This window comes from Marinomonas atlantica (genome assembly GCF_001639725.1).
Classification (GTDB): Bacteria; Pseudomonadota; Gammaproteobacteria; order Pseudomonadales; family Marinomonadaceae; genus Marinomonas; species Marinomonas atlantica.
Window position 1 is genome coordinate 243,028 of sequence record NZ_LTAW01000007.1, and the last position, 13,466, is coordinate 256,493.

The 13,466-nt window shown below is 44.8% G+C and carries 12 protein-coding genes and 4 tRNA genes; 10 read left to right on the plus strand and 6 right to left on the minus strand.

Translation table 11 applies throughout. The features are described 5' to 3' along the window. Positions 1-103: 103 nt before the first annotated feature. Positions 104-718, plus strand: coding sequence for an FMN-binding negative transcriptional regulator (locus AYW75_RS14385; protein WP_067100759.1), 615 nt, complete (start codon positions 104-106; stop codon positions 716-718). A gap of 235 nt (positions 719-953) precedes the next feature. Here the strand turns inward: AYW75_RS14385 and gcvP are convergent, their stop codons facing one another. The 3 genes from gcvP to glyA all read right to left on the minus strand — a co-directional run bounded on the left by gcvP (position 954) and on the right by glyA (position 5,606). Continuing rightward, entirely contained in the window at positions 954-3,812 is a 2,859-nt protein-coding gene (gene gcvP, locus AYW75_RS14390) for an aminomethyl-transferring glycine dehydrogenase (RefSeq protein WP_067100761.1), read from the minus strand. Positions 3,813-3,893: 81 nt separating this feature from the next. Continuing rightward, positions 3,894-4,277: a glycine cleavage system protein GcvH gene (gene gcvH / locus AYW75_RS14395; RefSeq protein WP_067037905.1), complete on the minus strand. Its 384-nt coding sequence runs from the start codon at positions 4,275-4,277 to the stop codon at positions 3,894-3,896. Positions 4,278-4,328: 51 nt separating this feature from the next. Further along, positions 4,329-5,606 (minus strand): serine hydroxymethyltransferase, encoded by a 1,278-nt coding sequence (gene glyA, locus AYW75_RS14400; protein WP_067100762.1) that lies wholly within the window; start codon positions 5,604-5,606, stop codon positions 4,329-4,331. A 389-nt stretch (positions 5,607-5,995) separates the two neighbouring features. Here glyA and gcvT point away from each other — a divergent pair, with 389 nt between their 5' ends. Genes gcvT through AYW75_RS14420 form a run of 4 tightly spaced genes read left to right on the plus strand, consistent with a single transcriptional unit; the run spans position 5,996 to position 9,531 of the window. Further along, positions 5,996-7,090 carry a glycine cleavage system aminomethyltransferase GcvT gene (gene gcvT, locus AYW75_RS14405; RefSeq protein WP_067100765.1) on the plus strand — a complete coding sequence of 365 codons (1,095 nt, stop codon included), beginning with the start codon at positions 5,996-5,998 and terminating at the stop codon, positions 7,088-7,090. Positions 7,091-7,149: 59 nt separating this feature from the next. Continuing rightward, positions 7,150-7,692, plus strand: coding sequence for an elongation factor P hydroxylase (locus AYW75_RS14410; RefSeq protein ID WP_067100767.1), 543 nt, complete (start codon positions 7,150-7,152; stop codon positions 7,690-7,692). Further along, positions 7,673-8,803, plus strand: coding sequence for a 4-phosphoerythronate dehydrogenase (locus AYW75_RS14415; RefSeq protein WP_067100770.1), 1,131 nt, complete (start codon positions 7,673-7,675; stop codon positions 8,801-8,803). The genes AYW75_RS14410 and AYW75_RS14415 overlap by 20 nt, the downstream gene beginning before the upstream one ends. An 8-nt stretch (positions 8,804-8,811) precedes the next feature. Continuing rightward, positions 8,812-9,531: a flagellar brake protein gene (locus AYW75_RS14420; RefSeq protein ID WP_067100773.1), complete on the plus strand. Its 720-nt coding sequence runs from the start codon at positions 8,812-8,814 to the stop codon at positions 9,529-9,531. Between the two features lie 61 nt (positions 9,532-9,592). Here the strand turns inward: AYW75_RS14420 and htpX are convergent, their stop codons facing one another. Continuing rightward, positions 9,593-10,477, minus strand: a complete 885-nt coding sequence (gene htpX / locus AYW75_RS14425; protein ID WP_067100777.1) for a protease HtpX — start codon at positions 10,475-10,477, stop codon at positions 9,593-9,595. A 67-nt stretch (positions 10,478-10,544) separates the two neighbouring features. Next, positions 10,545-11,759, minus strand: coding sequence for a pyridoxal phosphate-dependent aminotransferase (locus AYW75_RS14430; protein WP_156490864.1), 1,215 nt, complete (start codon positions 11,757-11,759; stop codon positions 10,545-10,547). Between the two features lie 66 nt (positions 11,760-11,825). Between AYW75_RS14430 and msrB the strand changes: the two genes are divergently transcribed. Next, complete coding sequence (gene msrB / locus AYW75_RS14435) at positions 11,826-12,248, plus strand: peptide-methionine (R)-S-oxide reductase MsrB (RefSeq protein WP_067100781.1); 423 nt, start codon at positions 11,826-11,828, stop codon at positions 12,246-12,248. Positions 12,249-12,315: 67 nt separating this feature from the next. Here the strand turns inward: msrB and AYW75_RS14440 are convergent, their stop codons facing one another. Then, positions 12,316-12,888 carry a YajG family lipoprotein gene (locus tag AYW75_RS14440; RefSeq protein WP_067100784.1) on the minus strand — a complete coding sequence of 191 codons (573 nt, stop codon included), beginning with the start codon at positions 12,886-12,888 and terminating at the stop codon, positions 12,316-12,318. Positions 12,889-13,026: 138 nt separating this feature from the next. Here AYW75_RS14440 and AYW75_RS14445 point away from each other — a divergent pair. The 4 genes from AYW75_RS14445 to AYW75_RS14460 all read left to right on the plus strand — a co-directional run bounded on the left by AYW75_RS14445 (position 13,027) and on the right by AYW75_RS14460 (position 13,466). Next, positions 13,027-13,102: transfer RNA gene (locus AYW75_RS14445), tRNA-Glu, on the plus strand. A gap of 56 nt (positions 13,103-13,158) precedes the next feature. Continuing rightward, positions 13,159-13,233 (plus strand) — tRNA-Gly (locus AYW75_RS14450). Positions 13,234-13,282: 49 nt separating this feature from the next. After that, positions 13,283-13,358, plus strand: a tRNA-Glu gene (locus AYW75_RS14455). Positions 13,359-13,391: 33 nt separating this feature from the next. Next, positions 13,392-13,466: transfer RNA gene (locus AYW75_RS14460), tRNA-Gly, on the plus strand.

Below are 13,466 nucleotides of genomic sequence, written 5' to 3' on the forward strand. Positions count from 1 at the left end.
GTTGCACAATAAAAGCCTGATTTTCGTTATCATTTAGTCATGTCTGAACAGAATCTCGTATAAAAGACATTTGAACATCCATTAATGACAAATTAGGACGATCATGTATACACCTGCCAGTACGGAATTGACTGAGTCAGTTGCCATCGCTAAGTTTATAGAGCAATTTGGCTTTGGATTAATTGTGTCGCCGACGCTAGAAGCCACGCACTTGCCACTGATTTTAAAACCGGAAGAGGGTGAATTAGGCTGTTTATATGGGCATTTTGCAAAAGCCAATGGACATTGGCAACAAGTGGACGACCAGCGTGTATTAGTCGTTTTTAATGGTCCGCACTCGTATATCTCACCTTCTTGGTATCAAACCAATCCCGCTGTACCGACATGGAACTATGCTGCAGTCCATTGTTACGGTGTGGTCGAGCTTCTCAGTGAACAAGAAACTTCTGATTCAATGGATGAACTTGTTTCAAAATACGAACCAGAGCTTCTTAGCAATAACCAACTTATGCCAAGTGAATATAAAGCACGTCTTACAAAAGCTGTTGTGGGATTTCGAATTGTACTCGACGACATACAAGCTAAAGAAAAACTCGGCCAGCATAGAAAACCGGCTGATCAAACAGGCGTTTATCAAGCATTGCTAGAAACTGATTCATTGGAAGCTCAACAGCTCGCGAACTACATGCAGAGTCGGCAGTTGGGAATAGGGGAATAGGGGAATAGCAAAGAATGACTCAAGCAGTATCGAGTCTTTAGTATCAATCGTAGTCAAACGCCATATAGCGATACTAAGTCAAACTTAATAGCATATCGGAATCCGTTTGTACGGGAGCAATGTTCCCTCGCAAAGTGAGGCCCTACAAAAGCGAATCGCGGGAGGCAGCCCGCTCGTACAAAACGAAAAAGGCGAATCCTAAGATTCGCCTTTTTATTGTCTAACTAATCAGCGATTAGTTCTGGTAGCTTTCTACTGGTAGACACTCACAGAACAAATTACGGTCGCCGTATACGTTGTCGATACGACCCACTGGTGGCCAATACTTGCGTGCTTGAATCCATGGTAGAGGATACGCTGCCTCTTGACGTGTGTAAGCGTGTGACCAGTCACTTTCAAGCAAGCAAGCCGCTGTGTGTGGTGCGTGTACTAGAGGGTTGTCTTCTAGTGGCCATTCACCTGCTTGAACCTTCGCGATTTCAGAGCGAATCTGAATCATAGCGTCACAGAAACGGTCTAGCTCATCACGGCTTTCAGATTCCGTTGGTTCGATCATCAAAGTGCCAGCTACTGGGAATGACATGGTTGGCGCGTGGAAGCCGAAGTCCATTAGACGCTTCGCAATGTCCTCTTCAGAAATGCCCGACTCTGCTTTGATCGGACGAATGTCGATAATACATTCGTGAGCAACAGTTCCATTTTTACCTGTGTAAAGAACAGGGTAGTATTCACCAAGACGCTTCGCTATGTAGTTCGCATTTAGAATGGCGTTGAACGTTGCGTCACGTAGGCCGCGATCCCCCATCATTTTGATATACATCCAAGTGATCACTAGGATGCTTGCGGAACCGTATGGTGCTGCAGATACCGCGCCGTGTTGCGTTTCGTTCTGTACCACAGGTGATACAGAATGGCCTGGCAGGAAGGGTGCTAGGTGTGATTTAACACCGATAGGACCCATACCTGGGCCACCACCACCGTGTGGGATACAGAATGTTTTGTGTAGGTTTAAGTGCGATACGTCGCCGCCGAAGCTACCTGGAGGTGCAATACCTACTAGAGCGTTCAAGTTCGCGCCGTCGATGTACACTTGACCACCATGGTTGTGAACAATGTCACATACGTCACGGATCTGCTCTTCGAACACACCGTGAGTAGAAGGGTAGGTCACCATGATGCAGCTTAGGTTGTCTGCGTGCTTTTCTGCTTTCTCAGTCAGGTCTGCAACGTCAATGTTACCGTTCTCGTCACATTTAACGATCACAACTTTCATGCCTGCTAGGGCGGCAGACGCTGGGTTTGTGCCATGAGCTGAACTTGGGATCAAACAGATGTTACGCTGATCGTCGCCACGAGATTTATGGTACTTGTCAATTGCAATTAGACCTGCGTATTCACCTTGGGCGCCAGAGTTTGGTTGCAGTGAAATAGTGTCGTAGCCAGTGGCTTTTGACAACATAGCGATCAAGTCGTTTAGTAATGACTGGTAACCAGATACTTGAGTTTTTGGTGCAAATGGGTGGATGCGACCAAATTCTTCCCACGTTACAGGGATCATCTCAGAAGCGGAGTTTAGCTTCATCGTACATGAACCCAGTGGAATCATGCTTTGATTTAGAGCGATGTCTTTAACTTCTAGCTGACGCATATAGCGCATCAATTCTGTTTCGCTGTGATGCGTATTGAATACTGGATGCGTTAGGATGGCATCGTCACGTAGCATGCTTTCTTCGATGCCGAAGTCTACTTCTGAGTCCAATAGGTCTTCAGAAAGTTCAACGCCGAAGCTGCTTGCTAGATTGTATAGATCTTCAATCGTGCTGGTTTCACTGAACGAAAGTGATAACTCAGTGCTGCTAGCATGGTACAAGTTGATGTTCTTTTCCGCGGCGCTTTTTAGGATCTCATCGGTTTTATCAAGTGTTTTGACTACCAAAGTATCAAAATGCGTGCCGTTGAACGAGTAAGTACCTTTAAGTGCTTTTGCAAAAATGCTGGTAAAGCTGGCAACACGTGATGCAATCTTCTTAAGACCGTCAGGGCCGTGGTAAACCGCGTAGAATCCCGCCATCATCGCCAGTAAGGCTTGAGCAGTGCATATGTTAGATGTCGCTTTCTCGCGGCGAATATGTTGTTCACGAGTCTGCATTGCCATACGTAATGCTGGTTTGTCATGGCTATCTTTTGATACGCCGATAACGCGACCAGGCATAGAGCGTTTGAATTTGTCTTTGGTTGCTAGGAAGGCAGCGTGTGGGCCACCGAAGCCCATTGGTACACCAAAGCGCTGAGCACTTCCGACAACGATGTCAACACCCATCTCGGCAGGAGACTTCAGCAGAACTAAAGACAACAAATCCACCGCAGTGGTTACCAACGCACCTTGTTCGTGAGCTTGGTCAATTGCATCAGTTAGATCCGTGACGCTACCATCGATGCCAGGGTACTGTAGGATGGCACCAAAGACATCATAGTTTGTTAGGTTTTCTAGGTCATCTACTATGACTTCAAAATCCAATAACTCTGCACGTGTTTTGACAACGTCGATGGTTTGCGGCAAAACATTGCTGGCAACAAATATCGTGCTCACTTTCTTTTTGCTGGAGCGCTGCATCAGCGTCATAGCTTCTGCCGCAGCTGTTGCTTCGTCTAATAAAGACGCGTTTGAGATTTCCATACCCGTTAAATCAATAATCACTTGTTGGAAGTTCAACAATGCTTCCAAGCGACCTTGTGAAATTTCTGGTTGGTAAGGTGTGTAAGCGGTATACCAGCCAGGGTTTTCTAACAGGTTGCGAACGATTGGGGTGGGTACAAATGTGTCGTGGTAACCCATGCCGATATAACTGCGGGCAATCTTATTGCGCCCTGCAATTTCTTTTAGCTGCGTTAGTGCTTCGTATTCACTGACTGGCTGCTTAGACATATCAAGATTGGCCAAACGGATCGCGTTTGGAATGGTGTTCTCGATCAGTTTATCTAAGGAATCATAGCCTAGAGAATTGAGCATCGATGTTTGCTCGTTCACATCAGGTCCGATGTGGCGCGCAATGAATTCGTCTTTGCCTAACAAATCGCGGATACACGAAGTCATGGAAAGTCACCTATAAAAGAAATTGCAAGAAATGGGGGAGAGTTATAAAACACCCCTACGGAGTAGGGGTGTTGGTATCGATTACTCGATAGAGCTAGCGTACGCGTCTGCGTTCATTAGCTTGTCTAGTTCGCTAGGATCGCTAAGCTTGATTTTTGCAATCCACGCATCTTCGAAAGGAGATTCGTTAACAAGTTCTGGAGAGTCATCCAAAGCTTCGTTTACTTCAACTACTTCGCCTGATACAGGGGCATAGATATCTGATGCGGCTTTTACAGACTCAACAAGTGAGAATTGCTCTGCGGCAGTTGTTTCAGCACCCACTTCTGGAAGTTCAAGGTAAACAACGTCACCTAGAAGTTCTTGGGCGTGATCCGTGATGCCAACAGTTACTGTGCCGTCACCGTTGTCTAGGACCCATTCGTGTGAGTCTGCATATTTCAAGTTTGATGGAATGTTGCTCATGGCGATCTTTCCTATTAAGTAGCCCGAGGGATCACCTCGGGCGAGAGCGAATTAGCGGTATAGAGGGAAGCGTTTGCAAAGCTCTTGTACTTCTGCTTTTACGCGAGCTTCTACTTCTGGGTTGCCTTCAGGCATTTCTACTAGACCGTCAAGAACGTCACTGATTAGGTGACCTACTTTACGGAATTCTTCCTCACCGAAACCACGTGAAGTCGCTGCTGGTGTACCAAGACGGATACCAGAAGTTACCATTGGTTTTTCAGTGTCGAAAGGAATACCGTTTTTGTTACAAGTGATACCAGCGCGCTCTAGTGCTGCATCGGCTGCGTTACCTTTAAGGCCTTTTGGACGAAGGTCAACAAGCATTAGGTGCGTATCAGTACCGCCGGTAACGATATCACAACCACGCTCAACCATTACTTCTGCAAGTGCTTTAGCGTTAGCAACAACTTGTTTGATGTAGTCTGTGAATTCTGGTTTAAGTGCTTCACCGAATGCAACCGCTTTACCAGCGATAACGTGCATTAGTGGTCCACCTTGGTAGCCTGGGAATACGGCAGAGTTGATCTTCTTAGCGATGGCTTCATCGTTAGTCAAGATCATACCGCCACGTGGGCCACGTAGAGTTTTGTGAGTTGTTGTTGTTACAACGTGTGCATGACCGAATGGCGTTGGATGAACACCTGTCGCAACAAGACCTGCGATGTGTGCCATGTCTACCATTAGGAATGCGCCAACTTTGTCAGCGATTTCACGGAAACGTGCAAAGTCGATTTGACGTGGAATAGCAGAACCACCAGCGATAATAAGCTTAGGCTTAGTTTCGATTGCTTGAGCTTCTAGTGCATCGTAATCGATCAATAGAGTTTCAGGGCTAACATCGTACTGAACAGCGTTGAACCATTTGCCAGACTGAGCAGGTTTTGCACCGTGAGTTAAGTGACCGCCAGAAGACAGTGACATACCCATGATAGTGTCACCTGGTTGTAAAAGCGCTAGGAAAACAGCACCATTTGCTTGCGCGCCAGAGTGCGGTTGAACGTTAACAAATTCACAACCGAAAAGTTGTTTTGCGCGATCAATAGCAAGTTGCTCAGTAACGTCAACAGCTTCACAACCACCGTAGTAACGTTTTTCTGGGTAGCCTTCTGCGTACTTGTTTGTAAGAACAGAACCTTGAGCTTCAATTACCGCTTTAGAAACGATGTTTTCAGAAGCGATAAGTTCGATACCAGTTTCTTGGCGTTCTTGTTCTTCTGCGATAGTAGCGTATAGCTCAGCATCGCGGTCTTTAAGTGCTTGGCTGAAAAAGGCTTCAGTGTTAGCCATGTTAAGATCCTCTTATTTGAATATTCATGTCGATGACATTCTGAGATGACGCTTATTCTAGCATTTGTTTTAACAAATGAAGTGAAAAAAGATCATCTCACCTTTCGTACTAATCATCTGCATTGTTATGAGATTTCTGCATCATAAACAAAAAGTTTCCGATTGGAAACACGTCGACTCCAACAAAATTTGAAGTTTTTCAAAAAATGTCGCAAAGAGAAAAATTGACTGGCTAAATCTTTTTATTTTGTTCTTCCATAGAGTTTACAGGTTGAGACGATTAAACATATTGGTTTGTATCATATAGTTGCAATCACTAAAATTTACTAAGATACTTTGTTTCCGATTGGAAACACACATAATAGATTCATTGTTAACCAGAGGTGCTCATGAAACGTACTCCTTTATATCAAGCGCATGTAGATGCTGACGCGCGCATGGTCGAATTTGCTGGCTATGAGATGCCAGTTCAATATCCATTGGGGGTGAAGAAAGAGCACCTATGGACACGTGATTCTGCGGGTCTATTTGATGTGTCGCACATGGGGCAAATCGTTTTACGTGGCGATAACGTCAAGACAGAACTTGAGGCATTATTGCCAGTTGATGTACTTGGTCTTGAATTAAATCATCAGCGTTACGGTGTGTTTACGACCACGAATGGCGGTGTTTCAGATGACCTAATGTTTACGAATCTTGGTGATCATGAGATTTATATGGTGGTCAATGCTGCATGTAAAGAGCAAGACATTGCTCACCTTAAAAACAATCTACCCACAACAGAAGTAGAGGTTGTTGATCGTGCTCTTGTAGCTTTGCAAGGCCCGAAAGCACGTGCAGTAGCCGCTCAAGTTTTACCTGAGCTTAAAGATCTATTGTTTATGCAGTCGACTAAGCTTGAATGGAACGGTATCGAGCTATGGGTTAGCTGTTCAGGTTACACAGGTGAAGATGGTTACGAAATTTCCGTACCAAATGAAGCCGCGATTGAATTTTGTGCAGCATTAACGGTGTACGATGAAGTTGAATGGATTGGTCTTGGTGCTCGTGACTCACTTCGCTTAGAAGCTGGTTTGTGTTTATACGGTCATGATATGGATCAATCAACAACGCCAGTTGAAGCGTCTATAACATGGGCAATTCAAAAAGTTCGCCGAGCGGGTGGAGAGCGTGAAGGTCACTTTGTCGGTGCAGATGTGATCTTAAGTCAATTTGCCAAAGGCGTTTCTCGTAAACGTGTTGGCTTCATTGTTGATGGTAAAGCGCCAGTTCGTGAAGGCGTTGATATTGTAACGGAAGCTGGTGATCTTGCGGGCTCCGTGACCAGTGGCGGTTTTGCTCCCTCTCTTGGCAAGCCAATTGTTATGGCGTATGTACAAACTGACCGTTTAGATCAGCCGCTTTTTGCATCGTTACGTGGTAAACTTGTTCCTTTAACACCAGCAAAAATGCCTTTCTTCCCATCACGTTACTACCGTGGTTAGTTATTAAGCCACGTTTAAGCTTTCGTGTGGGCACGAAGGCTTAGATTTAGAGAGAACATGTGAACGCAAGTTTTTTGGAAAAGACGTTTCACGACGTCTTTTTTTCTGCTTATAGCACCGTCTTGAAAGGCGGTTTTGAAGAGCCTTTTTATCTAGCAAAAGACCCTCAAGGTATCAGCCAAATTCAATATCGCTATGATTACCCTTCGAGTGCTTTGCACGAAGTGAGTCATTGGTGTGTGGCGGGTTATGAGCGTCGTAAGCAGGATGACTTCGGCTATTGGTATGCAGAAGATGGACGTAGTATAGAACAGCAAAAAGAATTCGAGCGCTTCGAAGTTCAGCCGCAAGCTTACGAGTGCATTTTTCATTGGGCTTGCGCAATGAGTTTTGAGGTCAGTGTCGATAATCTGGCATTGCCTGATTACGATGCAAAACCATTTCGTAACGCAGTGTTAGACAAAGTACGTACGTTAATAGATAGAGACATACCTGAGCGGGTATTAACGTATGCCGAAGCTCTGTATACCAATCATTATCAAGCACCTGCTGCAAGTCTGTTGCACCATTTAAGAGAATGCCATGAAAATTATTGCCGATGAGAACATGCCTAATGTTGTCTCATTATTTAGCGATTTAGGAGACGTTACACTTGTAAACGGAAGGTCTCTAACAAAAGAACAACTCATGGATGCGGATATTCTGCTCGTACGTTCGGTTACTAAGGTTAATGAGGCATTATTAAGTGGTACGCCCGTTAAGTACGTTGGCAGTGCGACAATTGGTACAGATCATATTGATACGAATTATTTGACCGAACAGGGCATTGGCTTTAACAGTGCGCCGGGATGTAATGCGGATGCGGTCGCAGATTATGTTTTCAGTGCGTTGTCATATATGTATATGACCAAAGGTGTGCGTTGGCTTGATGCCCGCATTGGTGTTGTGGGGCAGGGGAACGTAGGTAGATGTGTGGCATCACGTTTCGTGGCACTAGGGTGTGAAGTGGTTGCTTATGATCCTTTCTTGCAGAAAAGTGTCCCAGGTGTCGCGCTGACAGATTTGAAAGAGGTAATGGATTGTAATGTTGTCTGTTTACATGCACCGTTAACTAAGACGGGCCTGTACCCAAGCTTTGATATGATCAGTGATGAGTATGTAAACAAGTTAAAATCTGGCCAGACTATTATTTCGGCGGGTCGTGGTGGTGTGATTAATGAGCCTGCATTGATCAAGCAGTTTCATGCTTTAGACGGTAAGTTAAACTTAGCGTTAGATGTTTGGCTTGGTGAGCCACATCCGAACATGGAGCTGGCTGCGTTGTGCGATATTGCTACCCCACATATTGCAGGCTATAGCAAGCAAGGACGAGAGAAAGGAACCTGGTATATTTATCAATCAGTTTGCCAATTCTTTGATATTTCGCCAAAAAGTAGTTTTGCTGAGGCGATTAGTCAGGGTAGTATTTGTGAAATAAAGATGAATTCAAGTCTTGAGCGCGATGAAACAATTGCCCGAGCTATTCAGTCAGTGTTTGATGTTGCCCGTGACAGTTCACGCTTTAAGCATGTAATGTCGAGTGGAATGGATAAAGGATTTGATTGGCTGCGGAAAAATTACGTTGAGCGTGACGAGTTCAATACTACTTTAGTGAAGCACCCAAAGTTCTCACGTGAATTGCGTGCTTTGGGTTTTCTTCAAAATAGTCTCTAGGAGTTGTGATGGCGGAAGTCACTCAGGTTGATTTTAAGGAAATTGCTGTTCCAATGGGAACGAATGTTCAAATTGAGTTTATTTCGCCGCCAGGTCGTTATGCTGTTCGCGTTTTAGGTCGTATACCTGGGCGATCACTGATCGTTACTTGTCCACGAGTTAATGGCAAAAATATTATTGTGCGTGATAATCAAGTGGTGAATGTGCGCTTGATGTCTGCAACAGCAGTTTGTGCATTCTCAACAAAGATAGCAAAGAGCTTTTTGGAGCCAGCGGGGCATTTGCATATTGCATATCCCGAATATGTAGAGACCTCAGAAGTGCGTCAAGCTGTGCGTGTTGAGGCGCGCTTAATTTGCTCTCTCGAGCCGAACGGCGAGCAGCCTATTTACAGCAGTTCAACTGGTGTTGTTGTTGATTTGAGTACTGGTGGCTGTAAAATTGTTTCAAAGGATGACTTTGGCTCAGTCAACCAAACAATGAAGCTTGCACTGAATCTTCAAATTGGTGAATTTAAGCATATTCTTAAGTTGGACTGCGAGATTCGTAATCAAGAAATTCAAATGCTTGAACAACTGCAGGCGAGTATTGCTGATAATGCTTTTTTATCGCGCATGGGGGTTGAATATATGTATGTGTATGGCATTAAGTTCAATAGTATTGAAAAAGAACAAGGTATACCTTTGCGAGCATATATTTTAGATACAATTGCCAAAAAACAGCGATAGGTTCTGATATGGCTAAAAAAAGGTCCACCTAGGACCTTTTTTATTTTGCAGATAACTCGAGTTATAGTTTTTGTAGCGCTGCAATTCGGTCGTTGATTGGTGGGTGGCTTGAGAAAAGCTCACCAAAGCTAGACTTTCGCCCACGGCGAATACCAAACGCCACCATAGTGTCAGGCATGTGTGATACTTCGTGCTCGCTTTGGATGCGGGCAAGAGCTGCAATCATCGCGCCTTTGCCTGCTAAGCGTGCGCCAGCTTCATCGGCACGGAATTCGCGGTAACGCGAGAACCACATCACAATCATACTCGCCAAAATACCAAACAGGATCTCAAAGATCATTGTGGCAATGTAGTACCCCCAGCCAACAGACCCTTCACCTTCGTCATCGCGGCGTAAAAACTGATCGACGGCATAACCCGCAATACGGGCAAAGAACATTACAAACGTGTTCACAACGCCTTGAATCAGCGTCAAAGTTACCATATCACCGTTGGCTACGTGGCCTATTTCGTGTGCCATGACGGCACGGATTTCGTCAGGCGGATAGCGATCTAGCATACCACTTGAAACGGCTACCAAAGCGTCATTTTTATTCCAACCTGTTGCGAAAGCGTTGGCTTCGTGAGCTGGAAAAACAGCCACTTGAGGCATCTTAATACCTGCTTCATTGGCAAGTTCTTGTACCGTTGTTAATAGCCACTGCTCTTTATGGTTGGTGGGCTGTTCAATGACTTGTGCTTTGGAACCCCATTTCGCCATTTTCTTTGAGAGTAGTAGGGAAATGATGCTGCCAGTAAAACCGAATACAGCACAAAAGATAAGTAAAGAAGTTAGATTTAAGCCGCTACCAGAGATGTAGCGCTCAACGCCCAAAACACTCAATACAATGCTGGCTACGACCAGAACTGCAATGTTGGTTAAAAGGAATAACATAATTCGCATTATAATGAAGCTCCAGAGTGAAAGTACTATGGAGCATCATAGGGGCAGTTAGTTCCTTTTCAAGAGCTAATTAGTTTCGTAAACGCGATAAGAATGCAGCAAAGCGTTCCATTGCTGGTTGCAGTTCGATAACGTGAGGTAAAAACACGATGCGTAAGTGATCGGGGGATGGCCAATTAAAGCCTGTACCATGCACCAAAAGTACCTTTTCTTCCTTTAGAAATCTCAATGCAATATCAACATCGTCTTTGATGTTGTATATCTTTGGATCCAGTCGAGGGAATAAGTACAGTGCACCTTCAGGTTTATGACAATGCACACCAGGAATGCTATCCAGTATTTCCCAAGCGAGGTTTCGCTGTTCGTACAGGCGGCCGCCTGGGGCTGTGAGTTCGTTAATGGTCTGATAACCACCTAACGCAGTTTGTACCGCGTGTTGAGCCGGTACGTTGGCACACAAACGCATAGAGCTTAGCATGTCGATGCCAGAAATGTAGTCTTCAACGCCACTAGTTGGGCCGGTGATAATCATCCAGCCGGAGCGGAATCCTGCTGTGCGATAGACTTTAGAAAGGCCTCCAAATGTTACACAGGGCACACGTCCTTCCGTTAGTGACGCTGTTGGGATGTGCTTGGCGCCGTCATACAGAATACGATCGTATATTTCATCGGAAAACAGCAGTAATCCATGTTCTTCAGCTAACGCAACCAACTCTTTTAAAATGGCTTCGGAGTAAACCGCGCCAGTAGGATTGTTTGGGTTAATGATGACAAGTGCTTTTGTTTTGTTGGTGATCTTAGATTTAATATCGGCAATATCTGGTTGCCAACCTGCACCTTCATCACATAGATAATGCTTAACATATCCACCTGAAAGTGTCGCAGCTGCTGTCCAAAGTGGGTAGTCTGGCGCAGGAATAAGAATCTCATCGCCATCATCAAGTAAAGCTTGCATGGCCATCACGATCAGCTCACTGACACCGTTGCCCATCCAGACGTTTTCAACGTTCGCAGAACGAATGCCAAGTGCTTGGTATTTTTGCATGACGGCTTTACGTGCTGAGAATAAGCCTTTTGATTCACAGTAGCCTTGTGCATTCGGTAAGTTTTTAATAACGTCGACAAGAATCTCATCCGGCGCCTCAAAACCAAATGGCGCAGGATTGCCGATGTTTAGCTTTAGAATGCGGTGGCCTTCATCTTCCATACGCATGGCTTCTTTGAGGACAGGGCCTCGGATTTCGTAGCAAATATTGGCGAGTTTGTTAGATTTACGTATTTGCACCACGCTTCCTCATATCTAGTGATGGAATCAGTTATAATTTCAAGACGTTAATTCGGAGTCTTTATTATGAGCGATGATCAAAAAACTTCTCAATTCAAGGCACTTACCGACGAGCAGTGGCAAGAACGTCTATCTGAAGAAGTGTACCAAATAGTACGCAAGAAAGGCACTGAGAGAGCATTTACTGGACGCTACGAGAAATTTTACGATGCGGGCAGCTACTTTTGTGTTTGCTGTGGGGCACACTTGTTTGATTCGAGTACAAAATATAACTCGGGGTCGGGTTGGCCGAGTTTTTATGATGCTGATAAACAGAATATTAAAGAGGTTGTCGATAACTCTTGGATGATGCGCCGCGTTGAGATCGTTTGTGACCAATGTGAAGCACACCTTGGTCACGTCTTTCCTGATGGGCCAAAACCAACGGGGGTGCGTTACTGTGTAAATTCAGCGTCCCTTGATTTTAAACCTGAAGAGCCTACTTCTTAATCCCTCATACAGTCGACTAACTACGAAAGAAAGCTACTTATCTATAGTAGTTAGTCGATATGCCTATTTAATAGCTTAAAAGTGCGATCAGTTTTTTATCATGAAAGGCACGATCAATGGTTTTGCCGAGTAATTGATTAATTTCTTCTTCTACGACCTCTCGATCCGGAAGCGTTCCATATTGATCAATTTTCTCTGATTTAAAATTGGCACTGTATGTTTGGTCACCTTTCACAACGGTTGCTTTAATGTCAGCAACTAATGTGGCTTCGGTTTTTAGTGCGATGGTACGTGTTGTGTAACTTAAATTAGACAGCTCGATCATAAAGAGTGTCGCGGGCAAAGATCCCTGATTTGATTGAAATCCATAATCGGCTAATTTGCTGCTCAAAGAAGCTTCTAATGCAGAGCGTACGTTGTTGCCTACAACGATAGTCGCTTTTTCACCGATGCCTGTTTTGATGTTGCCTATTTTGTTTACTGAAAAAGGCTTCACTGAATAGTGAATTTGGTGTTGATTGCTATATTGTTGATCTGCAACGAAGGTTTTAGGCTCTATGTTGATAGTGTGAGTTGTGTTGGCGCAGCCTTGAAGTGCCATTGCTGCAAAAATAACCGATCCAAGTAACAATTTACTCATAAAAGTGAACTCCTGGTGTGTTTTTAGCCATGAAAGCATTTTTTTTCGCTTAGATTACATGTATTTAAAAAAAGGTGTTGATTTTCCGCTTTGTAACAGTAATATACGCACCCGCTTACACAGCGAAGGCAATCAAGTGTCCCATTCGTCTAGAGGCCTAGGACACCGCCCTTTCACGGCGGTAACAGGGGTTCGAACCCCCTATGGGACGCCAATCTACGGATCGGCATAGCAATGATGTAGCTTAGCTAAAAAGTGTGAAAGCATAAAGCGGGAATAGCTCAGTGGTAGAGCACAACCTTGCCAAGGTTGGGGTCGCGAGTTCGAGCCTCGTTTCCCGCTCCAAATTCTCTTACTCGATAGAGTAGAGCGCTTCTACGGAAGCACATGATGTGTCCCATTCGTCTAGAGGCCTAGGACACCGCCCTTTCACGGCGGTAACAGGGGTTCGAACCCCCTATGGGACGCCAACTAACGTAAGTTGTAAAACGACGTGACAGTATGCGGGAATAGCTCAGTGGTAGAGCACAACCTTGCCAAGGTTGGGGTCGCGAGTTCGAGCCTCGTTTCCCGCTCCA